A 21,360-nucleotide genomic window follows, 5' to 3' on the forward strand; every position below is an offset into this window, starting at 1 on the left:
CATCATTTCAATTTAAAACTGAGCTTTTTATCTACAGAGGCCATTCTCTGTGGATTGTGACGCTATGGGTTCATTTAGTCTGAGCAAGTGATAGTAATCGGATGACATATTCCTCTTTGCTGAGACGGCCTACATCGTTAATCTGTGAACTTAGTCCCAGTGCTGTCGATTTTAGATCTAACAATCCCTTAACAGTTTTACTCTTACCTTCAAGGAAAAGGATGATTTCTTTGGCTGTGGGTTTCCATTTGGGAAATAAAAGTAGTGCAATGTAAATATAGGTCTTGTGTAAAATCTGGTTTATGTTTTTTTGTATTCCTGTCATGTTTTCTTTGTTGCGGGGAATGGTTTCATCAATAACAAATCGGTCGGGGCTGGTTAATGTAATTGCATCGTCTTTTTCATTAATAAAGTGTTGCATGACCTCATGGGGTAACATTGCAAGAGTAATCAATTGAAACATGGCGGGGTGGTTGAGGTAATTATCTTTGATAAGCCCGGAGTTTTTCATCTTGTCTAATATTTGCAATAAAAAGTGAAAATAAAATTCATCACAAAATCTTGCAAAGAAAAGGAGGGCGGTGTCCTGGGCTTCCAGATTTGAAACTTTCGGGAGTGAATTAGTGAAATCCGATGATTTGATATAGGTTATGATTCTTCTGTGGGCAATTTTGAGTGCTGTATTATGAATGGATATTGAAAACTTACCATTCCGGATGTAGGGTTTGTTATTTTGATATGTATTTTCATCCGCAAGTGTATCAAGAATATTTAGTAATGTGAGAATCGGATGTGTCGGGTCTTTGGATGCCTTATCAATAAATATCTCCAGGAATTCGTCAATTTCCTTTAGGGTTTTAGCTGGGATTTTATTTTGTTTAATCGATTTACGGCCATAGATATTAATAGCCAATGTCTCGAACTCCTTGCGTTGTAGCGCACACCATTTCTCAAGGTAATCGGTATGCTGAAAAAAATTAATCTGATTGGACATTAATGCGGATGGCGAGAATATCTCGATAGAGGATAATGACGGGCGCATCTTACGCGTTCCATCCGGTTGTTCTTGTGTCATCAGGTGTAGTAAATCATCCTCAGTGAAAATATCGGATAATTTATCAATGTCATTCTGATATTTAGCGAGAAGGTTAGCGTTTTTTTGTTCTCGTTTAGGGTGTTCAAGATAGTTTTCAAACATAATGTGCCTCGTTTATTTAGGGCTGATACCCTTTACTGATGGAGGTTTGCAAGGTAATGCTTTGATTACAAGAGCATGAGTAGGGTATTTACCCCAACGGCAGTTTTACACCATAGCTTACATTGAGTCTATCCTGCTAATATCATTAGAATTTACAAGCTTGTAAGTATAAGGGCATCCGTAAGTCATCTGTCGGTATCAGGTTGACAATTCCCGTAAAGATACTGTGATTCAGGTGTGTCCAGGGGTGTTTCTTGAGGTATCATTTACCACAATTTTTTACGATGCAAAGCCCTGCATCGCTAGCTTTTCTTCATACCAGGATGACTCATGAACGACAAAATCAGTCAGGATACAATCAACAGAGCCCTGTGGGCCGCGTGTGATACCTTCCGTGGCACCATCAATGCTGGTACGTACCAGGATTTTCTCCTTACTATGCTGTTCCTCAAGTACATTTCGGATGTCTGGCAGGATCATTACGATGAATATAAAAAACAGTATGGTGATGCACCAGAACTCATTGAAGCCATGATGGCGAATGAACGTTTCGTATTGCCGAAAAGCGCCAGTTTCTATGCGCTGTATGAACGTCGTCATGAACCGGGTAACGGTGAGCGTATCGACCAGGCTCTGCATGCGATTGAAGAAGTTAATGGCACCAAACTGAAAGACGCCGGGAAAAGCGTGTTCCAGGATATTTCGTTTAACACCGATCGCCTAGGTGAAGAAAAACAGAAGAACACCATCCTGCGCCAGCTGCTGGAAGACTTTGCGGGTGAAGATCTTAACTTGAAGCCGAGTCGTGTAGGTACGCTGGATGTCATCGGTAATGCTTACGAATATCTGATTAAAAACTTTGCCGCCAGCGGTGGGCAGAAAGCGGGGGAATTCTATACCCCGCCGGAAGTCTCAGACCTGATTGCTGAACTGCTCGATCCGCAGCCCGGAGATACCATCTGCGATCCGGCCTGTGGTTCCGGTTCGTTGTTGATGAAGTGCGGACGTAAAATTGTCTCCGGGCATGACAGCCGTAACTATGCCTTGTTCGGTCAGGAAGCGATTGGATCTACATGGTCGCTAGCGAAAATGAATATGTTCCTTCACGGCGAAGATAACCACAAAATCGAGTGGGGCGATACCATTCGTAACCCGAAGCTGCTCGATAAAAATGGCGACCTGATGCTGTTTGATATCGTGACCGCAAACCCACCGTTCAGCCTGGACAAGTGGGGCCATGATGAGGCTGAAAACGATAAGTTTGGTCGTTTCCGTCGCGGTGTACCGCCGAAGACTAAAGGAGATTACGCCTTTATCTCGCATATGATAGAAACCCTGAAACCGGGAACGGGTCGGATGGGCGTGGTGGTACCACACGGTGTGCTGTTCCGTGGCTCCAGCGAAGGCAAAATTCGCCAGAAACTGATTGATGAAAATCTGCTGGATGCGGTGATTGGTCTGCCTGAAAAACTGTTCTATGGTACGGGAATTCCAGCTGCGATTCTGATTTTCAAAAAGCAGAAAGTTGATGACAAGGTGCTGTTTATCGATGCCAGCCGTGAATTCAAGGCAGGTAAAAACCAGAACCAGCTTAGCGAAGAAAACATTAAGAAAATCGTCAAGACCTACCGTGATGGCGATAACGTCGAGAAATACGCCTATCTTGCCAGCCTGAAGGAAATTCAGGACAACGATTACAACCTCAATATTCCGCGCTATGTCGATACCTTTGAAGAAGAGGATGAGATTGACCTGGTGGCGGTGCGAGTAGAGCGTGAGCAACTGAAGGTGGAACTGGCGAAGCTGGAAGTTGAGATGGCGGGTTATCTGAAGGAGTTGGGTTATGGTGCCTAAGGGGTGGACGCTTCTCCAAGTGTCAGATATTTGTAAGTTACAAAATGGTAATAGTTTCAAGCCACATGAGTGGGATACACAAGGTCTCCCTATCATTCGAATTCAAAATTTGAATGGAAGCGATAATTATAACTATTTTTCAGGTGTTCCTCAGGATAAATGGTTGGTTGAACCAGGGCAGTTACTATTTTCCTGGGCAGGTACAAAAGGTGTATCCTTCGGTCCTTTCATTTGGAATGGGCCAAAAGGTGTTTTGAATCAGCATATCTACAAGGTATTTGCAAATGAAAATGTTCATGGACACTGGCTGTATTTAGCTTTATTGCATATAACTCAAAAAATTGAAGCGCAGGCTCATGGTTTCAAATCAACATTATTACATGTTCAAAAAAAAGACATTGATAATCAATTTGTGCTTACCCCGCCTGTTGCTGAACAAAAGAAAATAGCCCAAATCCTATCAACCTGGGATAAGGCGATTTCGGTGACGGAAAAGATTCTAGCCAACAGTCAGCAGCAGAAAAAAGCCCTAATGCAGCAATTGCTTACTGGAAAGAAGCGCTTACTGGATGAGAATGGGGCAAGGTTTTCTGAAACTTGGAAATTATATGCCTTATCGAAATTATTTCAGAGAGTTACGACTAAAAACAATGGAAAAAGCAACAATGTTGTAACCATTTCTGGACAACATGGTTTGATTAAACAGGAAGACTTTTTCAAGAAAACAGTCGCATCAGATACCCTTGATGGTTATTTCTTATTAAAAAAAGGGCAGTTTGCTTACAATAAAAGTTACTCTAATGGTTATCCGATGGGTGCAATAAAAAGATTAAATCGATATCCAGAGGGAGTAGTAACAACTCTGTATATATGTTTTGAACTTACTACACCCAAAAAATCATGTGGTGACTATTGGGAGCATTATTTTGAGTCAGGGCTTTTGAATAACAGTTTGTCTCAAATTGCTCATGAAGGTGGACGGGCTCATGGCTTGCTAAATGTAAAACCTTCGGACTTCTTTTCATTAAAAGTTGCGGTTCCTGGCTTTGAAGAGCAACAAAAAATCGCATCAGTTCTGTCCGCTGCCGACACCGAAATCTCCACACTGGAGAAAAAGCTCGCCTGCCTGAAAGACGAGAAGAAAGCCTTGATGCAGCAACTGCTGACCGGGAAACGTCGGGTGAAAGTGGATGAGGCGGTTGCCGTATGAAACTGACGAAAAGCGGTCCACTGACTGACCGGGAAATCGACTGGCTGGAAGAAATATTAATGAAGTATGGAATGGATGATTCTGTACTCTGTTTCTCTGAGCTGGATGGATTGCTGACGGCGATTTTATCAGGTCCAAATATGGTTTCACCCAATATCTGGCTGAGTGCTATTTGGGGAGGAGGCGATTATCATCCGAAATGGTCATCTGAGAGAGAGATGGAGCGTTTTGTCAGTCTGTGTTTTCAGCATATGAACGATATCGCTGGTTGCCTTTATGACGCCCCTGAACTGTTTGAGCCGATTTTCAATGAGCGTGAGGTAAAGGGGGAAAAATATACCATTGTGGAAGAGTGGTGTTTTGGTTATATGAAAGGAAAGTCACTGGATGACTGGTCTGGTCTTCCCGGTGAGTTACGGCCTTCTCTGGAAGCGATCGCTCTTCATGGCGTGGAGAAGAATTTTCCTGTACTTGAGAAAATGACCGGAGAGCAGTTTGAGAAAAGTATCTCCCTTATTCAGCCTGCTGCACTGGCGCTTTATCAGTACTGGTTGTCAGTGAGAATGTCAGAGGCATCATCCCGGCCTGTTCCAGTGAAGGGGGCAGAAAACATGCCCGGGCGAAATGACCCGTGTCCGTGTGGCAGCGGTAAAAAATTTAAGAAGTGCTGTCTGCATTGATGAATCTTCATGTGACCAGTAGCGAGTAGCGCCAGAAAGAAAAGGATTAATGATGAACCAGACGTACACGCCAAAATTCCAGGAAGAATACAGCGCCAAAATCCCGGCACTGACGTTACTGACCAGCCTTGGCTGGACGTTTTTATCCCCGAAAAAAATTATGGATTACAGGGGCTATAAACAGGATGAGGTGGTGCTGCGTCCGGTTCTGCGTGAGGCGTTGTCGAAGCGTTCCTTTATGGCGGGCGGTAAAACTTGCCAGTTATCGGAAAAGGCACTGGATAACCTGATATCGCAGGTCTGTTCTCCGGCGCTGAATGAAGGGCTGCTGAAAGCCAATGAGCGGATGTATAACCACCTGCTTTATGGAATCGCCGTCACGGAATTTATCGACGGCAAGAAGGTGAACCCCACCATTGCGCTGATTGACTGGGAACATCCGGAAAATAACCAGTTCCACTTTACTGAAGAGTTTACGGTATTGCGGTCAGGCGGTGTCGAAACCCGCAGACCGGATATTGTGTGTTTTGTGAATGGTATCCCGCTGGCCGTCATTGAAGCGAAAAGCCCGGCGGGTCACGGCAAGAAAGGGCCAACCATTGACGAAGGGATATCCCAGAGTATCCGCAATCAGCTCAACGACGAAATCCCGCAGCTGTTTGCTTACAGCCAGATATTACTGTCGATTAACGGGCATGACGGGCGCTACGGTACCTGTCATACACCAATGAAATTCTGGGCGGCATGGCGCGAAGAAGATATTACTTACGCGCAGATGTATGCGCTGCGCAACCATAAGTTATCGACTGAACAAATTCATGCGTTGTTTGATCATCGTCCTTCAGCCGATCTCGACTGGTACCAACAGTTAATAGCTGCTGGTGAACTGGCCGTCAGCGGGCAGGATAAGCTGCTCATCAGCCTGCTTTCACCGGAACGTCTGCTGGAGATGACCCGCTTTTTCACCCTGTTTGATAAAAAGACCGGGAAAATTGTCGCCCGCTATCAGCAGGTGTTCGGGATTAAAAGGCTGTTGGAACGCATAAGCACTCGCAGACCGGACGGGGGCAGAGAAGGTGGTGTGATCTGGCATACCACGGGGTCCGGTAAATCGTACACCATGGTGTTCCTCAGTAAGGCGCTGATTCTTCATGACAGCCTGAAGCAGTGTCGCATTGTGGTGGTGACGGACCGTGTCGATCTTGAAGGGCAGCTCAGCGGCACTTTCGCTTCTGGTGGCGAACTGGCCGGAAAGGATGATAAGGCCAAAGCAATGGCGACCTCTGGCCAGAAACTGGCACAGCAGATTGGCTCTGGTAAAGAACGCATTATCTTCACCCTTATCCAGAAATTTAACTCAGCGACAAAATTGCCTGAATGCGTCAATACCAGCCCCGACATCATCGTTCTGATTGATGAAGGACACCGTAGCCAGGGGGGTGAGAACCATGTTCGTATGAAACTGGCTCTGCCGAACGCCGCCTTTGTTGCGTTTACCGGTACGCCATTGCTGAAAGAAGATAAGACCACCAATAAATTCGGGCCGATTGTCCACGCTTATACCATGCAGCGGGCGGTAGAAGATCAGGCCGTGACGCCTCTGCTCTATGAGGAACGTATTCCTGATCTTGAGGTAAACGACCGGGCAATAGATGCCTGGTTTGACCGTATTACCGATGGATTAAGCGAAGCGCAAAGAGCCGATCTTAAGCGTAAATATGCCCGAAAGGGTGAGGTTTACAGTGCAGATGACCGCATCCGGCTGATCGCACTCGATATCGCCACACACTTCTCGAAGAATATTGATGAGGGGCTGAAAGGCCAGCTTGCCTGCGACAGCAAGATTTCCGCCATCAAATATAAAAAGTATCTTGATGAAGCCGGGTTGTTTGAGTCAGCAGTAGTTATCAGCCCGCCGGATACCAGGGAAGGGAATACCGAAGTGGATGAAAGCAAACTGCCGGAAGTGACGAAATGGTGGAAGGATAATGTCGGCACGCAGGATGAGTCCGCGTATACCCGCAATATCATCAGTCGTTTCGATACCGATGATAAGCTCAAATTGCTGATTGTTGTTGATAAACTTCTCACCGGGTTTGATGAACCGAAAAATACCGTGCTGTATATCGACAAGCCGCTTAAATCCCATAACCTTATCCAGGCGATTGCCCGGGTAAACCGACTGCATCCACTGAAAAAGTTTGGCCTGCTGATAGATTATCGCGGCATTCTGGCTGAACTGGACACGACTATCGGCAAATATCAGGACCTCGCCTCCCGAACTCAGGGCGGATACGACATCAAAGATATTGACGGGCTGTACAGCGCCATGAGCTCTGAATACAAGCGTCTACCGCATCTGTATAACCAGCTGTGGGCCATATTTGCCGGTGTTAAAAACAAAAATGATACTGAGCAGTTACGTGCGGTACTGGTGCCTAAAATGGAAGAACGTGACGGAGAGATGGTCGATATCCATCAGAAAACCCGTGATGATTTCTTCGAGGCGTTAACGGCCTTTGCCGGATGCCTGAAAGTGGCACTGCAGTCCGCTACCTTCTTCACCGACAAGAGCTTTACGGAACAAGACCGAAATCTCTATAAAGAAACCGTAAAACAGATGTCCAGCCTTCGCCAGTGGGCAATGCAGGTAAGTGGAGAGCAGGTCAATTATGACGACTACGCCGAGCAGGTGAAAAAACTGCTGGATAAGCATGTCACTGGCGTTGAGGTTCGTGAACCGGATGGCGTGTATGAAGTCGGTAAAATGGGCAAGAGCGAAAAACCCGAAGAGTGGGATAACAATAAAACCCGCAATGAAACCGACATCATTAAAACCCGTGTGACGAAGATGATTGAGCAGGAGCTGCGTGATGACCCGTATGCTCAGGAGGCCTTTTCCAGACTCCTGCGTATGGCAATCGAAGAGGCTGAAAAACTGTTCGACCATCCACTGAAGCAGTACCTCTTATTCCGTGAGTTTGAAGAGCAGGTTGAAGCCCGTAAGCTCAGTGATATCCCGGATGCACTAGCGGTAAACAAACATGCTCAGGCATATTACGGCGTATTTAAAAAAGAGCTGCCTGAGGTTTTTGCGGTCAACGACGTTCAGGTGCAGGAGAAGTGGACGAAGCTGGCTTTTGAAGTGGACAATATCATCGTCAAAGCAGTGGCAGAAAACTCCCTGAACCCTCAGGATATCGAGAAAGCAGTCAAGACAAATCTCTTACCGCTGCTGTTTACGGCCTGCCGGGAAATAGGGGCCGGAATGAACCAGGTAAACCGTATTGTGGAAACTATCATCCAGATACTGCGCGTTGGTTTGATGAAATCATGAGTGAAAAAGAATCGCCATCAATGAAAGCGTTACGCATTGTCTATGGTGATGAGGTCATCGTCGTACAGTGTGTTCCGCGTCAGGTCGTAAAGGGCAGGGTGCTCATCAAGGTGCATCCGGACTGCCGGGTTATTGTCTCTGTACCTCCAGAAACACCGGAGCACGAGCTGTTGTCTGCGCTGAAAAAAAGAAGTCGCTGGATATACCAGCAACTGCGTGATTTCAGGGAGCAACAGACACACATTGTTCCGCGTCAGTATGTCAGCGGAGAAAGCCATTATTATCTCGGTAAGCAATATCAGTTGAAAGTTACAGAAGACGCTACTGTACCGCAACGAGTGAAAATGTTGCGTGGGCGTCTGGAAGTGACTGTCAGACACAAATCGGCAGAAAAGGTAAAAGCGTTGCTGGCCGAATGGTATCGGGAACGTGCCAGAGATGTATTTCAACGCAGGCTTGATTTATTGATACCCCAGACCCTTTGGGTCAGTGAGCGTCCTCCGATACGTCTGCGGGCGATGCAAACGCAATGGGGCAACTGTTCAGCAAAAGGCTGTCTGACCCTGAATCCATGGCTGGTTAAGGCATCCTCAGAATGTATCGATTATGTTTTGCTACATGAGTTATGCCATGTTGCTGAGCACAACCACAGTGAAGAGTTTTACCGCCTGATGGGGCAGGTTATGCCTGGGTGGGAAAAGGTCAAGAAACGGCTGGATGGCATGGCTGGGATGTTGTTGGCTGATATGTAGTAAGAGCCCAGCTAAATTAAAATATTACAGAACTATATAAGAAGGGGTTTTATGTTTTTCAAAATTGTTAGAAACTTTAAAGCCAAGATTGGACCGTTCTTATTAACCCTGTTTTTGGCTCCAGGTTATGTTCATGCCAATACGTGGGAAATAAATGTCACAAGAAAAGATAGTAATTTATATCAAATTACTGGGAAGGATTCTTTTGTTAATACTAAATATTGTTATGTTTATGCTTATTCTGAAGACGCATATCTCAGGGTTGATGGCTATGATAAAAAAATAATTTTTACAGATAGCAAGGATTCATGTGATGTAGATAATGTATTTAGCATGGTTAATATTGACTCAGGAAAGTATGAGGTAGAGGTTTCTAAAAAAGAAGATAACTGGTATGAGGTTTATGGTACAGATAATATGATAAAAACATCAATGTGCCTTAGTCTGGCTCTCAATGAAAAGGCTATTTTATCCATGGATGGTTATAGTGCAGGAGAGTTGATTTTTGATGACGGAGATAGCTGTAATGTAGAAGGGATCTACTCTCCTGTTCGTTTGTGAATTGGATCTGGGATCAGTATGATCTGTGGTGTTCATCCAGCTATGTAAGGATATAAAATGAAAATAGAAGCCGATGTAAAAAATATATCAAAATTAAGCGATTATTATTTTTTAGTTCCCGATTATCAACGTGAGTATGTATGGAAGGTTGATGATCAGGTTGAACAGTTTATCATGGATTTAGACAATGAATACCAACCAGAGCAGAAAGATCAAAATGGTTATTTTCTCGGTTCTGTTATTATCGTAAAGAATGGGGAAAAGCATGATGTTATTGACGGACAGCAGCGGTTGACCACTATTGTCATCACTATGTGTGCCTTACGGGATCTATTAAAAGATAGATTGGATACACTTGACAAAAAAGGGCTGGAATATCTGAAAACTATTGAGGAATGGCTCTCTAGTTATGATATTAATAGTGAGGAAAATCTAATTAGACTAGATCTTCAATATGAAGAAAGTCGAGGATTTATTTCGCGGTTAATTGAAGGGCAAACCAATACCTTTGCGGAAACAGCTTCAGTAAAAAAAATGGCTGACGCGTATGATCACATTCGTGATTATCTTAAATACCAATTGCAAGATAGCTTGAATGGATTAATCTCCTTCGCTCGCTTTTTTTTAACAAAAGTTGAGCTGGTTGTCATTGAATCAGAGAACTTAAGTAGCGCATTAAAGATCTTCGAAACGATCAATCAGCGTGGTGCCAGCCTTAATGCTATGGATCTTGTTAAGAATTTGATTTTCAGTCAGATAAAAGAAGAACAGTTTTCGGCAATAAAGACAACATGGAAATCCATCACTAATAACCTTGAGTCTTGCGGCGAAAGTGATAACCCGCTTCGTTTTTTACGTTACTTTCTGATGGCACGATATCATCACGGGATTTTGCGTGAAGATGATATATATAAATGGATCATTTCAGCTGAGGGGGAACTGTCGTTGCAGTATAAGACCCGCCCTATGGTCCTCGTCAAAGAATTGGAAAAATTATCAGAACGATACGCTAACCTGGTCAATGCAACAAATGAAGCAGCCTACTGGCGTGAAAATATCCGTTTTCCAAACGTAAGTAACATTGGATATATTAATAAATATCGCTCACGTCAGCATTTGGTTTTACTAATGGCATTGGACATTAGTTGTTCTGATGATGTAATGGATTTCTTAGGTGCTCAACTTGAGAGCTTTTTATTCTTTACAAATACAATGGCTATTCAATCGAAGACATATGAGCAACGCTTTACTCAATGGGCTGTAAAGCTTCGGGATGTGAAAACGAAAGCAGAGGTTGCAAATGTTGTTTCAGCAACACTTATACCTTTTGTTGTGGAGCGTTTAGATGAATTTAAAGAACGATTCTCAATTATTAATGACTATAATTTTACGCCTCAGTATCGCCAACGTTATGTATTGGGTAGATTAGAGAATCATATCCGCCATCTTTGCGGTTTTCCGGAAAAGAGCCAGCAGGCTATTCAGCAGATGCAAATTGAGCATATTCTTCCTCAGACGGTACGAAACGCCCCTGAAAACGGGGAGTTCTCTGATGCAAATCGAACAAGTTATCTCTACAAGATTGGTAATGTAACATTATTAGAGGGTACAATTAACCAGTCCGTCAATAACTGCAATGATTTGAGTGAAGACTGGTTTTTGAAAAAACAAACAGAATATTTAAACTCTGAAATCATCATGACTCGATTACTCCATTCCCAGTACTCAATTGGTGATAACACTGCATTAAATCGCTTTAAGCTGAAATATGGTTATGAATATCAAGACTGGTCCGCGGAAAGCATCACAGCAAGGCAACGCCTGCTGATGGATCTTGCCATTGACTGCTGGCGATTTAATGATCAGAGAATAGATGCTTATATAGTAAATAACCTGGGCACTGGACCCGGAAACGAATTTACGCTGTAAAAATATCCTTCATCGCAAAGTACCCCCTGGAACGTTATGTTTACCAGGGGCTGGGTATTCAACCTCTAAAGGTAGCGCTGATTATGAATGGATCACATTCAGAGAGCGGTTCACAGAACAGATATTACTAACTGACAGTTGTACCGAATACTGGGGGCAGGTCAAGCGCTTTAGCTTGTGTGGCAACAACCTCCTTTACAGGACCAGGTAGACGATTACCCTGTGCTGTTTCTGTGCTCAACGCAATCTACGGCTATCCATTTTCTGCCAGTGGTTGCAATGACGACCATTCAACGTCAGCAAAGTTTCGCAATGCACTGCTATGTAACTCATTGATCCTACGTAGAATTTAAAATCCCTCGGCGTTCGCGCTGTGTGGGTTCAAGTCCCACTCCGGCTACCATGGGAAAGCAAAGAATAATCAAAGCAATAAGCAGTGTCGTGAAACCACCGAAAGGTGGTTTTTTTGTGCCTGAAATTTGGCTTATCTGACATCATTTCGCGATGGGTGACCGCTTTCCGATTAGCTCCTCTGACGATCAGGATCGGCTGAAAAGGCGCGACAAATTAGCCCCCTTCAGGAAAATAAACGCCAGCAGCAGGCCGCCCCACAGGGCCATGGTGATATAGCTACTCACCCCAAGAATGTTCAGACCACTCTCCAGCATCTGCAGCAGGATCAGCGCCATCACCATGCCAAAGACCTTGCCGAAGCCGCCGTCGGGGTTTACCCCGCCCAGCACCGCCGCCAGAATCGATACCAGCAGATAAGATTCACCGTAAGAGGCCTTGGCCGAGTTGAGCTTGGACATCATCAGCAGCGCGGCAATCACGCACAGTACCGATGAAAGTATATAAACCCAGATAAGGGTCTTACGGGTGTTGATCCCGGCGTAGTGGGTCGCCTGTTCATTCGAGCCGATGAGGTAGATCGTGCGCCCAAAGGCGGATTTTTCGAGGATCACCCACAGCACCGCCACCACAGCCAGAAACACCAGTAACGGCAGCGGGATGCCGAGGATATTGGTGCTGTTAATCGCCAGAATGGTGTCGGGGAAGTTCGAGATCGACGAGCCTTTAGAGATCAGAATATTTATCCCCTTCAGCAGGGTCATGATCCCGAGCGTCGCCAGAATGGGCGAGACCCGCACCACAGCAACCAAAAATCCAATAACCGATCCAATCACGATAGCCATGGCCATTCCGGCAGCCAGCACCAGCAGCATACTGCTCAGGGTCGGGGGATAATGCGTGGCGACCCAGGCCATCACCAGCCCACAGGCGTTCATGGTGGCGATGATGGACAGATTGATCCCACCGGTAAGGATGGTGACCGCCATGGCTAACGCCAGTACCCCGAGGATCGGCATCTGCGAGGCGACAGACTGGAAGTTGGCTGACGACCAGAAGACAGAGGGGATAAGGCAGCTAAACGCAATCACGACGACGGCGATTAACACACTCAGGTAAATCTCAACGCGATCCTGGGTTTTTCTGGCGTTCATGCTACTACTCCCTGACCTTTGCGCTGACTCCATGCCGTCATGCTGATGCTGGTGACGATCACCACACCGGTAACGACCGTATGCCAGTAAGAGGAGACCCCTGTCAGATTGAGGCCGTTTTGTATCACGGCCAGTAAAATCACCCCCAACAGGGTGCCGAGTAAGGTCCCGCGCCCGCCGACAATACTGGTTCCGCCTAACACCACCGCCGCGAGCACCGTCAGCTCATAGCCCAGCAGGGAGTCGGGGGCGACGGTTAAGACGGTCGCGGACTGGACCACGCCGGCCACGCCGGACATCAGCCCCATATAGCCGTAAACAAACAGCTGCATTTTAAAGATGCCGAATCCCATCCGGGAGGCCGCTTCGCGGTTGCCGCCCATGGTGTAAATCATCCGGCCAATGCTGGTTTTGTTCATGATAAAGCCGGTTAACGCCACCACTAGCAGCAGGGTAAGGATTGGCAGGCTTAAACCGTAATCGTAGCCATCGGCAGCGGTGAATTTAAACAGTATCACCCCCTGTTCAAACCACTCCGGATAGCTGTACAGCCAGACTCCTTTGGTCAGGTACAGCAGCAGGCCGTAAAAAATATTGAGGGTTGAAATGGTAATGATGATGGAGGGCACCTTTAGCCGGTTAACCAGCGTGGCGTTGACCAGGCCGAGCAGTAAACCCAGCCCGCCTGACAGCGCAAACGCCAGGGCAAAGTTGCCGCTGGTGCCCTGTATCAGGGTGACCATAACGTACTGGGAGATGATGGTCATGGCCGGGAATGAGATATGGATCCCGCCAGAGATCAGGACGATGAACAGGCCGCAGGCCAGGATGGTTAACATGGCGTAGTTGTTGATCAGGTCGTAGATATTGCCGAGGGTCATAAAATCGGCGCTGGCAAACGACAGATAGCCGCCAATCAAAATAATGGTCAGCCCGAGGAACAGCTCATGGGTTTTCACCCCGATTTTCTTAACCATTGACGACCTCTGCCAGCGCGGCCTCTGTGGTCTTTTCCGGGAGGATCTCCGCGACGATCTCGCCCTTGCGCATCACTAAAATCCGATGGCTGTTAAAGAAGGCTTCGTCGATCTCATCGGTGATCATCAGCACCGCGATCCCCTTGCGTGACAGGGCTGAGATGATCTGGTAGATCCCGGCTTTATTGGCAATGTCGACGCCGACGGTGGGCGAGTCAAGGATCAGTACTTTAGGGTTGATGGCCAGCCATTTGGCAATCGCCACGCGCTGGGCATTGCCGCCGGAGAGGGTGTTAACGGGCAGATCCACGCTGCCAATTTTTATGCTCAGCTGCTCGACGAGTTCCGCGACGATGCGGTCCGATTTAGACCTTTCCAACAGCCTGAAGGGCGTTTTTAGCCGCTTCAGTATGGTCGAAATAATATTGTCATTGATCGACTGATCCATCACCAGGCCGGTGCTCATCCGGTCCTCCGGGACATAGCCAATTCCGGCTTTCACCGCATCCCGGTTGCTGGCGAAATGAACCACTTTGCCCTCCAGTACTATCTCACCGGAATCGGGTTTTGTGAGACCGAACAGGCTGAGGCAGAGCTCCGTGCGCCCGGCACCCAGCAGCCCGGTTATGGCGAGGATCTCCCCCTGATGGATCTGAAAAGAGATATCTTTATATTGCTGAGCTTTGGTGAGGTTATTAACCTTTAGCGCCACCTCGCCAATTTTCTCAATCGGCGGCAGCACCGCATACGAGAACTCTTTGCCGGTCATCAGGAACGCCAGTTTTTTATTATTGATCTCGCTGGCGGGGAAGGTGCCGATCAGGCTGCCGTTTTTCAGTACGCTGATACGGTCGGAGATTTCCAGCACCTCATCCAGCCGGTGGCTGACAAAAACCACGCAGATATTTCTTTTCTTCAGGTCGCCGATCACCCGCAGCAGCCCCTTTACCTCCTGGATGGTCAGCGAGGCGGTGGGTTCATCCATAATGATTAGCCTGGCTTCCTGGGCCAGCGCCCGGCAGATGGCCACGAGCTGACGTTGGGCGATGGGCAGGGAGTCCACGTTGGCATCCAGATCTAATTTCGCATCGATACTCTTCATCGTCAGCGCTGCGATACGGCGGATCTCGCGCTTGTTGACCAGCAGATGGTGGTGGTGCTGGTGAATACCGATATTTTCCGCAACGGTTAAATTGGGGAATAAGGAGAGATCCTGATAGATAACCTGAATTCCGGCTTTAACGGAGTCGATGGGTGAAAGATGGGCGTAAGGTTTACCCTCGATGGCGAGCTCAAAACCGGGATCGGGTTTATAGACGCCGGAGATGATTTTAATCAGCGTCGATTTACCGCAACCGTTCTGCCCGGCCAGACAGTGAACTTCTCCGGGAACCAGCGTCAGGTTGATGTTATCCAGCGCTTTCACACCGTAGAAGGTTTTGCTGATCTTACCCAGTGAAATAAAGGGCGCCATATCTACCTCTCAGGGGCTCATGCCGCACGCCCTGACAGGGCGTGCGGGTTCAACCGATTAATACAGGCTATCAATATTCTCTTTGGTGACGCGCAGGACTTTGTGGAACTTGATAATGCGTTTATCGCTATCGACGTCCGCTTTACCGAGGTTGGGGATCTCCAGACCCTGGGTAATCTCTTCCCCTTTCAGGACCTTGTCGGCGATGGCGGTGATGGCATAACCCGCAGAAGCCGGATCGTAGGTGATCCCCATGGCAATATCGCCGCTTTTAATCAGCGAGGCGGCCTGGGATGGGATCATCATGCCGTAGACAAAGACTTTGCCTTTCGCTCGTTTCTCTTTCACCGCGCGGCCCGCACCGATAGGCCCCTGAGAACCAAATGAGACAATCCCTTTCATGTCGGGATGGGCTTTCATCAGATCGATGGTGGTGCGGCGGGCGTCGTCGATGTTTTCAGCCACCGGCATCCGGTTGGTGACTTCATGCATTTCCGGGTAATGCTCTTTCTGGTATTTCACGAACAGATCCGCCCACAGGTTATGCTGCGGCACGGTCAGGCTGCCAACATAGATGACATAGCCCCCTTTACCGCCAATGGCTTTCGCCATCTCTTCAACGTTGTCGGCGGCAAATTTCTGGTTATCGATAATTTCCACATCCCAGTTGGCGCTGGGTTGCCCCGGGGATTCATTGGTTAATACCACGATGCCCGCCTCACGCGCCTTTTTAAATACCGGCTCGAGAACATCGGCGTCATTAGGCACGATACCGATCGCGGAAACTTTTTTAGCGATTAAGTCCTCAATGATTTTTACCTGTTGTGGCGCATCGGTACTGGATGGCCCCACCTGAGAAGCTTTAATCCCGAGGTCGCTTCCCGCTTTAGTGACCCCTTCACCCATGCGATTAAACCAGGGCATGCCATCTATTTTTGAGATATTAACCACTTCAATTTCTTTCGCCATTGCAGAGGTTGAGAAAACCATCAACCCGAGCAAGCTCGCAGACAATAATTTTGTTAAGCTTATTTTACTCATCTCATACCTCTGTAGGGTGGTAAAAAATTAAAATGACTATCTGGATTTGTTGTTAGAGATAGCGGTGTTCATTTTTAATATTAGGTGAGAATAATCATTCCCTCATGCTGTATATCTCTGGTCAGGAAATGGGGAATATATTTTTAAATCCGGCCCTTAAAGAATTAACAGTAGGGTTTTCATATTTATAATGTTATGGAGTTACCAGCTTATAGCATGGACTATTATGCCAATACTCTATTTTGGGAGATGTATCACAAATATTTGTCGATGAATTAAATACATAGCACAGACGATCCCCTCGCCCCTGCGAGGAGAGGGCGAGGGGCCGCAGGCTTTTCGGGCGCGACTATGAACGCCTTATCATCACGCGAGGGTATCCCCGCAAAGATGATGCCTCACGCTGTCTGGTGATGCCGTATGACGGGTTCGAGATAAAAACCATCACACATAAGCACTTTGGTTCGGATCTGGTGAAAGTCTTCGCGGTAAAAATCAGTCTCTGAACCATCTAGCCCACACCAGCGGGCTTTTTTATGCGCCGCTTCGGTTGACGGGCCGCCTTCAGCAAAGATCTGTATATATACAGTATTAATTTTAAAGGAGGGGGACTATGGGCAAAGACGGCAACTACAACATCATCTATCGCGGCGAACAACGAGACTACATTGCGCTGGGCAGGAGGATATTCGTTGAGCGCGCTAAAGAGGTGGGCGGTGGTTTCTGGCTTGGCCGGACATGGCCAGATTATTTTTTGAGTTTGGCCTGGAGCAGCCGACGTCGCTATCAAACGGACTGGCGTTCCTGAACGCTGCCGGTAGGGTTGCAGCCCTTCCTGATTGGGATTACGATTTTAAGCTGGAGGGATAAATGACCTTCCCGTCCCCCGCGACCGACTATGTAGGGGTCGGTTTGGGAAACGGGAATTATTGTGTGTCAGGAGCGCTTTTTAACCTAAACGGGTAAGTAACGACACCCTATTGCGATAGCATAAGCCTGTTCAAAAAATAGGCTTGCGTTCGACTGAGCATCAAGCCCCTTATGCTACTGCGCGGTGATTCCATGCATCAGTAAACACGATATTGCCGTCGCAATGCTTCCGTGTGATTTTTTCATATTGAATCTCGATTGACTCCGTGTGTGTGCCTGTTTGATTGCCCGGGTACAAATTAGGAGTAATTGATACAACCTTTATATTTTCAAGAATAATATTGAAATATTCTGTTTCCATTCCAGAATCAAGAACTCGATACATTTTTAACGTTGCTGATTTCAATGTCATATTCTGACTAATTGCTCGATAGAGTTAAGGTGTAGTCTTATCAAACTCTTTTTGCATTATCATCGGGGTATGAATACGCGTTCCCGTTAAACGCCCAGTATTTGGGCATGACGGAATATTCATATTATGCGTAAGTGCTTTTATCTCAATGGCTCCCAGTCTCCCAGGGATTAAACAGGAGCCTATAATTGGTGAGCCGTTTTCGTCAGTTAACCATAAATAAGCAGGGTTTGACATTTTTTTATTCCTTGTCTTTAAATTTATAAAAGCGGTCTGCTAGTTTTGCTAATAGCAGCCCAGTTATAATTGTAATGACTATGAAAAACAATGTTACAGACCATGAATCAAAATAAGAAAGATAGAATATGCAAAGGCAGGTAATAACCCACGAAACCATATCCGCAAGCCATCCGACCACGCTATCAACGATTCTTTTAATATCCATTTATTTTTTTATTCGCCAAATCAATCAAATGATCAAACGCCGACTCTCCTGACTCACGTCGCACTTGCAAAGCCTGAGCAAATGGAGTAATTGACGACTCAAAAAGGAAATATAATAAATCATAATCGCAAGGACGTAAAACTTCGTATATTTCAGGATTATTAATAGCAAGTTGTTGCGATGTTCTTATGCTGCGTTCCGCCATTCCACCAAGGAGTAACAAGTTTCCTAAAAAAATACTATTCCGCATTTTTACGAAGAAGGTCACTCGCTCAATAATGGCTGCTGTTATTTTTGTAGTAATATATGAATTGGCAGAGGCTCGCCCGATAAGTGAAAATACTGTTTTGCTATAGGCCCCATCCTTTTTCTTTTTGGTCAGGCGCTTTTCAAATTCTGTAAGCGCTAAAGCGATAGCCTCTTTTAATTTTTCATAATTTAGGAACCCTCGCCGAACAGCAGCAAGTAGTCTTATTCGTTCTGTTTCACGGTGATAGCGAGAATCGGTATCAAACACCCCCCAACCAGATAACCAAAATCCAGAGGGACAGATAAAGCCCCCTCTGCAAAACCGATAGCTGAGTTTGGATTTATCATTATGTCGGCTAAACGTTCAACTATTTCCTTAATGCTATTCATTTCTGTGATATTTCCCATTCCTTCTCCCTCGGCAAAACCATCCCTTCCTCATGGTTTTATCATGCAATGCTCAACTGAGCAACGGTATGGAAAACAAACAACTTTGCTTGCTTCTGTTTAACAGAAAACTTGTTGCGCCTGACGGGCAGCATATGAGCGTATTTGAGGGGTATCTAAGCCAGTCTTTTAACCCAGCAATCAGTTGGCATAGAAGCAGTACGCGAAAAGTGTCTTTTCGCTATTGTTCATACTGCATATACTATGCCTCCGGCGAAAAGCCGGAGGAGTTAACTTAGAGGAGCGAAGCGACGACTATCCCATCGGTCGGTGTGGTGACCAACCAGAGTTGGCAAAGTGGTTCAGGGATGACGATCGTCGTCCGCGTACCTGTTTTCTTTCTCACATAGTTGAGTTTCATTGCCGTGATTCGCCTTGTTTGGAGACAGGCATTTTAACCGCAATAACGTAATGAGTAAGTATTTACTCAAAAGTGTTGACTCCATTACCTTATGTTGCGGTTATTGTAGTTTTTTGCCTTCATGCCTGTACAACCCCGCCAGAATGCCGCCTAATAACGGCGCTTAATCTTTTATTCACAGTTAACAGGTCTGTTATTGATGAATCATCTCTATCACTCCGCGCCAGCCCCTGTCTGCTGTGATGAACATTCATTTACAAGGGACAGATAGCCATGCAGCGTCGACAATTTCTTAAATCCAGCGTTCTTCTTTCTGCCGTAGGCTTAGTAGGCCCGGTCGTTGCCAGCCAGACGGTGGCGCAAAACAGCGCTCCGCTCGCCGCGCCGGTGATGCGCCGTCGTTTTGTCCTGTCACAAACCTATAAACTGGCACCGCCGCAGGGCTCCAGCGGGACAGTCAAACTCTGGATCCCGTTACCGGTGGATACCGCCTTTCAGCAGATGACCGGCCTGACGTTCAGCGGTAACTACCAGCAGGCGTATATCACCACCAACAACGCCTATGGGGCTAAAACGCTGTTCGCGACCTGGCCAAAATCCGACGGCGATCTGCTGCTCCAGCTCGATCTGGAGATCGAAACGGCAGACTGGGAGCCGCTGAAGCATGAGGCTCTGAAACACTGGCAGGCACCGGAACAGATCGTCTATCCGCTGGCGGTGAAGCCGTACCTGCTGCCGACAACCCATACCCCGGTTGATGGACTGGTGCGCGAAACGGCGCAAAAAATCACCGCCGGCGAAACCGATCCGCTGAAGAAAGCGCGTCTCATCTACGAGTGGGTCAGCAGCCATATGGAGCGCGATAACGACGTGATTGGCTGTGGCACCGGCGATGTGGCCACCATTTTGCAAAGCGGCAAGCTCAGCGGCAAATGCACCGACATCAGCTCGGTGTTTGTCGCCCTGGCGCGGGCCAGCGGCATTCCGGCGCGGGAGCTGTTCGGCATCCGCCTGGGCCGGGCCAATAAACTGGAGCGTTACTCCGCCAGCGCCTTCGGCAAGGCCGACAGCGCGGGCGTCTCCGACGTCAGCGGCGGGCAGCACTGCCGGGCGGAATTTTATCTGGCGGGATACGGCTGGCTGCCGTGCGATCCGGCGGACGTCACCAAAATGCGTCTGGCGGAGAAAAAAGCCCATCAGGATCCCGATGTGCAGGCGGTGAATACGTACCTGTTTGGCAACTGGGAGATGAACTGGGTGGGCTTCAACTACGGGCGCGATTTCGAGCTGTACCCGGCGACGGAGCAGGGCGCGGTGAATAACTTTGGCTACCCTTATGCCGAGGTGGACGGCGACCCACTCAATTTTTACGATCCAAAGGTGTTTACGTACCACTATGTCTCAACAGAACAACGCTAAGGGTGCAGGGCTGACCCTGCTGACGGCGGCCGCGGCGGCCGTCACCGCCGGGCTGTGCTGCGTCGGGCCGCTGCTCTATCTGCTGTTTGGTATCTCGGCCGCCGGTTTTGCCGGCCTCAGCCAGCTTGATTTCCTGCGGGTGCCGATGATCCTGCTCTCGTCAGCACTGATGCTGCGGGTGTTCTGGCGGCTCTATTTTTCAACGCGGCCGTGGTGTACCGGGCGGATGACGCTGGGGCAAATGCGTCTGCTGTTCTGGCTCTCGCTGCCGGTACTGTTGCTGGTACTGTTCTACCCCACGGTGGTGGCCTGGTATTATGAGGTGATGGAATGAAACGACTGCTGATAACCGCGAGTCTGTTACTGCCCCTGTGCGCGCAGGCTGCAAATGAAAAAGTGGTGCTGGATGTGCAGGGCATGACCTGCTCGCTGTGCGTGATTTCGGTCAACCAAGCCCTGCGTGAAACGGAAGGGGTGGTAAAAGCGAAAGCGTCGTTGAAGACGCGGCAAACTGACGTCATCGTCCCGGAGGGATTCCCGACGGAGACGTTATTACAGGCGGTGGCAAAAACCGGCTATACGGCAACCGTGAACCGCATTGAAAAACCGTAAAACTAATAATAATTGATGATGGTTTAA

Annotated in this window: 18 protein-coding genes and 1 pseudogene; 11 read left to right on the forward strand and 8 right to left on the reverse strand. The window is 47.4% G+C overall.

The window, feature by feature from the left end:
* Positions 1-70: 70 nt before the first annotated feature.
* Entirely contained in the window at positions 71-1,198 is a 1,128-nt protein-coding gene (locus LRS40_RS15535) for a hypothetical protein (RefSeq protein ID WP_231311983.1), read from the reverse strand.
* A gap of 330 nt (positions 1,199-1,528) precedes the next feature.
* Between LRS40_RS15535 and LRS40_RS15540 the strand changes: the two genes are divergently transcribed.
* The 7 genes from LRS40_RS15540 to LRS40_RS15570 are packed head-to-tail and all read left to right on the forward strand — an operon-like array spanning position 1,529 to position 11,521.
* Positions 1,529-3,052 (forward strand): type I restriction-modification system subunit M, encoded by a 1,524-nt coding sequence (locus tag LRS40_RS15540; RefSeq protein ID WP_231311984.1) that lies wholly within the window; start codon positions 1,529-1,531, stop codon positions 3,050-3,052.
* The gene (locus LRS40_RS15545) at positions 3,042-4,262 is read left to right on the forward strand and encodes a restriction endonuclease subunit S (protein ID WP_231311985.1); all 1,221 of its coding nucleotides are present in this window, start codon (positions 3,042-3,044) and stop codon (positions 4,260-4,262) included. Before LRS40_RS15540 ends, LRS40_RS15545 begins: the two co-directional genes overlap by 11 nt.
* Entirely contained in the window at positions 4,259-4,942 is a 684-nt protein-coding gene (locus LRS40_RS15550; RefSeq protein WP_231311986.1) for a YecA family protein, read from the forward strand. Before LRS40_RS15545 ends, LRS40_RS15550 begins: the two co-directional genes overlap by 4 nt.
* Before the next feature lie 52 nt (positions 4,943-4,994).
* Positions 4,995-8,279 carry a type I restriction endonuclease subunit R gene (locus LRS40_RS15555; RefSeq protein ID WP_231311987.1) on the forward strand — a complete coding sequence of 1,095 codons (3,285 nt, stop codon included), beginning with the start codon at positions 4,995-4,997 and terminating at the stop codon, positions 8,277-8,279.
* Positions 8,276-9,031 carry a M48 family metallopeptidase gene (locus tag LRS40_RS15560; protein ID WP_097466141.1) on the forward strand — a complete coding sequence of 252 codons (756 nt, stop codon included), beginning with the start codon at positions 8,276-8,278 and terminating at the stop codon, positions 9,029-9,031. The genes LRS40_RS15555 and LRS40_RS15560 overlap by 4 nt, the downstream gene beginning before the upstream one ends.
* A gap of 51 nt (positions 9,032-9,082) precedes the next feature.
* Positions 9,083-9,592, forward strand: coding sequence for a hypothetical protein (locus tag LRS40_RS15565; protein ID WP_231311988.1), 510 nt, complete (start codon positions 9,083-9,085; stop codon positions 9,590-9,592).
* A 57-nt stretch (positions 9,593-9,649) separates the two neighbouring features.
* Entirely contained in the window at positions 9,650-11,521 is a 1,872-nt protein-coding gene (locus LRS40_RS15570) for a DUF262 domain-containing protein (protein ID WP_032665646.1), read from the forward strand.
* Between the two features lie 539 nt (positions 11,522-12,060).
* Here the strand turns inward: LRS40_RS15570 and LRS40_RS15575 are convergent.
* Genes LRS40_RS15575 through LRS40_RS15590 form a run of 4 tightly spaced genes read right to left on the reverse strand, consistent with a single transcriptional unit; the run spans position 12,061 to position 16,518 of the window.
* Positions 12,061-13,026 carry an ABC transporter permease gene (locus tag LRS40_RS15575; RefSeq protein ID WP_231311989.1) on the reverse strand — a complete coding sequence of 322 codons (966 nt, stop codon included), beginning with the start codon at positions 13,024-13,026 and terminating at the stop codon, positions 12,061-12,063.
* The gene (locus LRS40_RS15580) at positions 13,023-14,003 is read right to left on the reverse strand and encodes an ABC transporter permease (protein ID WP_231311990.1); all 981 of its coding nucleotides are present in this window, start codon (positions 14,001-14,003) and stop codon (positions 13,023-13,025) included. Before LRS40_RS15580 ends, LRS40_RS15575 begins: the two co-directional genes overlap by 4 nt.
* Positions 13,996-15,477 (reverse strand): sugar ABC transporter ATP-binding protein, encoded by a 1,482-nt coding sequence (locus tag LRS40_RS15585; RefSeq protein WP_231311991.1) that lies wholly within the window; start codon positions 15,475-15,477, stop codon positions 13,996-13,998. Before LRS40_RS15585 ends, LRS40_RS15580 begins: the two co-directional genes overlap by 8 nt.
* A 57-nt stretch (positions 15,478-15,534) precedes the next feature.
* Entirely contained in the window at positions 15,535-16,518 is a 984-nt protein-coding gene (locus tag LRS40_RS15590) for an autoinducer 2 ABC transporter substrate-binding protein (protein ID WP_231311992.1), read from the reverse strand.
* Positions 16,519-17,131: 613 nt separating this feature from the next.
* On the opposite strand from LRS40_RS15590, the gene LRS40_RS15600 reads away from it, so the two are divergent.
* Positions 17,132-17,326 carry a hypothetical protein gene (locus tag LRS40_RS15600; protein WP_231311993.1) on the forward strand — a complete coding sequence of 65 codons (195 nt, stop codon included), beginning with the start codon at positions 17,132-17,134 and terminating at the stop codon, positions 17,324-17,326.
* Between the two features lie 231 nt (positions 17,327-17,557).
* Here LRS40_RS15600 and LRS40_RS15605 read toward each other — a convergent pair.
* From LRS40_RS15605 to LRS40_RS15615, 3 genes and pseudogenes are all read right to left on the reverse strand, one after another.
* Positions 17,558-18,037: pseudogene (locus LRS40_RS15605) on the reverse strand (Hcp family type VI secretion system effector).
* A gap of 197 nt (positions 18,038-18,234) precedes the next feature.
* Positions 18,235-18,762 carry a hypothetical protein gene (locus LRS40_RS15610; protein ID WP_231311994.1) on the reverse strand — a complete coding sequence of 176 codons (528 nt, stop codon included), beginning with the start codon at positions 18,760-18,762 and terminating at the stop codon, positions 18,235-18,237.
* Entirely contained in the window at positions 18,717-18,902 is a 186-nt protein-coding gene (locus LRS40_RS15615) for a hypothetical protein (protein ID WP_231311995.1), read from the reverse strand. Before LRS40_RS15615 ends, LRS40_RS15610 begins: the two co-directional genes overlap by 46 nt.
* Before the next feature lie 673 nt (positions 18,903-19,575).
* Between LRS40_RS15615 and LRS40_RS15620 the strand changes: the two genes are divergently transcribed.
* The 3 genes from LRS40_RS15620 to LRS40_RS15630 are packed head-to-tail and all read left to right on the forward strand — an operon-like array spanning position 19,576 to position 21,333.
* Positions 19,576-20,721: a transglutaminase-like domain-containing protein gene (locus LRS40_RS15620; RefSeq protein WP_231311996.1), complete on the forward strand. Its 1,146-nt coding sequence runs from the start codon at positions 19,576-19,578 to the stop codon at positions 20,719-20,721.
* Positions 20,699-21,055: a mercuric transporter MerT family protein gene (locus LRS40_RS15625; RefSeq protein ID WP_231311997.1), complete on the forward strand. Its 357-nt coding sequence runs from the start codon at positions 20,699-20,701 to the stop codon at positions 21,053-21,055. The genes LRS40_RS15620 and LRS40_RS15625 overlap by 23 nt, the downstream gene beginning before the upstream one ends.
* Positions 21,052-21,333 carry a heavy-metal-associated domain-containing protein gene (locus LRS40_RS15630; RefSeq protein WP_156264106.1) on the forward strand — a complete coding sequence of 94 codons (282 nt, stop codon included), beginning with the start codon at positions 21,052-21,054 and terminating at the stop codon, positions 21,331-21,333. Before LRS40_RS15625 ends, LRS40_RS15630 begins: the two co-directional genes overlap by 4 nt.
* The last annotated feature ends 27 nt before the right edge of the window (positions 21,334-21,360 follow it).

The organism is Leclercia sp. G3L (assembly GCF_021117075.1).
GTDB classification, from domain to species: Bacteria; Pseudomonadota; Gammaproteobacteria; order Enterobacterales; family Enterobacteriaceae; genus Enterobacter; species Enterobacter adecarboxylatus_C.

Bases quoted from the DNA above. Each gene is read 5' to 3' on its own strand.
- LRS40_RS15535 (WP_231311983.1), bottom strand. From the start codon at position 1,198: ATGTTTGAAAACTATCTTGAACACCCTAAACGAGAACAAAAAAACGCT.
- LRS40_RS15540 (WP_231311984.1), top strand. From the start codon at position 1,529: ATGAACGACAAAATCAGTCAGGATACAATCAACAGAGCCCTGTGGGCC.
- LRS40_RS15545 (WP_231311985.1), top strand. From the start codon at position 3,042: ATGGTGCCTAAGGGGTGGACGCTTCTCCAAGTGTCAGATATTTGTAAG.
- LRS40_RS15550 (WP_231311986.1), top strand. From the start codon at position 4,259: ATGAAACTGACGAAAAGCGGTCCACTGACTGACCGGGAAATCGACTGG.
- LRS40_RS15555 (WP_231311987.1), top strand. From the start codon at position 4,995: ATGAACCAGACGTACACGCCAAAATTCCAGGAAGAATACAGCGCCAAA.
- LRS40_RS15560 (WP_097466141.1), top strand. From the start codon at position 8,276: ATGAGTGAAAAAGAATCGCCATCAATGAAAGCGTTACGCATTGTCTAT.
- LRS40_RS15565 (WP_231311988.1), top strand. From the start codon at position 9,083: ATGTTTTTCAAAATTGTTAGAAACTTTAAAGCCAAGATTGGACCGTTC.
- LRS40_RS15570 (WP_032665646.1), top strand. From the start codon at position 9,650: ATGAAAATAGAAGCCGATGTAAAAAATATATCAAAATTAAGCGATTAT.
- LRS40_RS15575 (WP_231311989.1), bottom strand. From the start codon at position 13,026: ATGAACGCCAGAAAAACCCAGGATCGCGTTGAGATTTACCTGAGTGTG.
- LRS40_RS15580 (WP_231311990.1), bottom strand. From the start codon at position 14,003: ATGGTTAAGAAAATCGGGGTGAAAACCCATGAGCTGTTCCTCGGGCTG.
- LRS40_RS15585 (WP_231311991.1), bottom strand. From the start codon at position 15,477: ATGGCGCCCTTTATTTCACTGGGTAAGATCAGCAAAACCTTCTACGGT.
- LRS40_RS15590 (WP_231311992.1), bottom strand. From the start codon at position 16,518: ATGAGTAAAATAAGCTTAACAAAATTATTGTCTGCGAGCTTGCTCGGG.
- LRS40_RS15600 (WP_231311993.1), top strand. From the start codon at position 17,132: ATGGGCAAAGACGGCAACTACAACATCATCTATCGCGGCGAACAACGA.
- LRS40_RS15615 (WP_231311995.1), bottom strand. From the start codon at position 18,902: ATGGGAAATATCACAGAAATGAATAGCATTAAGGAAATAGTTGAACGT.
- LRS40_RS15620 (WP_231311996.1), top strand. From the start codon at position 19,576: ATGCAGCGTCGACAATTTCTTAAATCCAGCGTTCTTCTTTCTGCCGTA.
- LRS40_RS15625 (WP_231311997.1), top strand. From the start codon at position 20,699: ATGTCTCAACAGAACAACGCTAAGGGTGCAGGGCTGACCCTGCTGACG.
- LRS40_RS15630 (WP_156264106.1), top strand. From the start codon at position 21,052: ATGAAACGACTGCTGATAACCGCGAGTCTGTTACTGCCCCTGTGCGCG.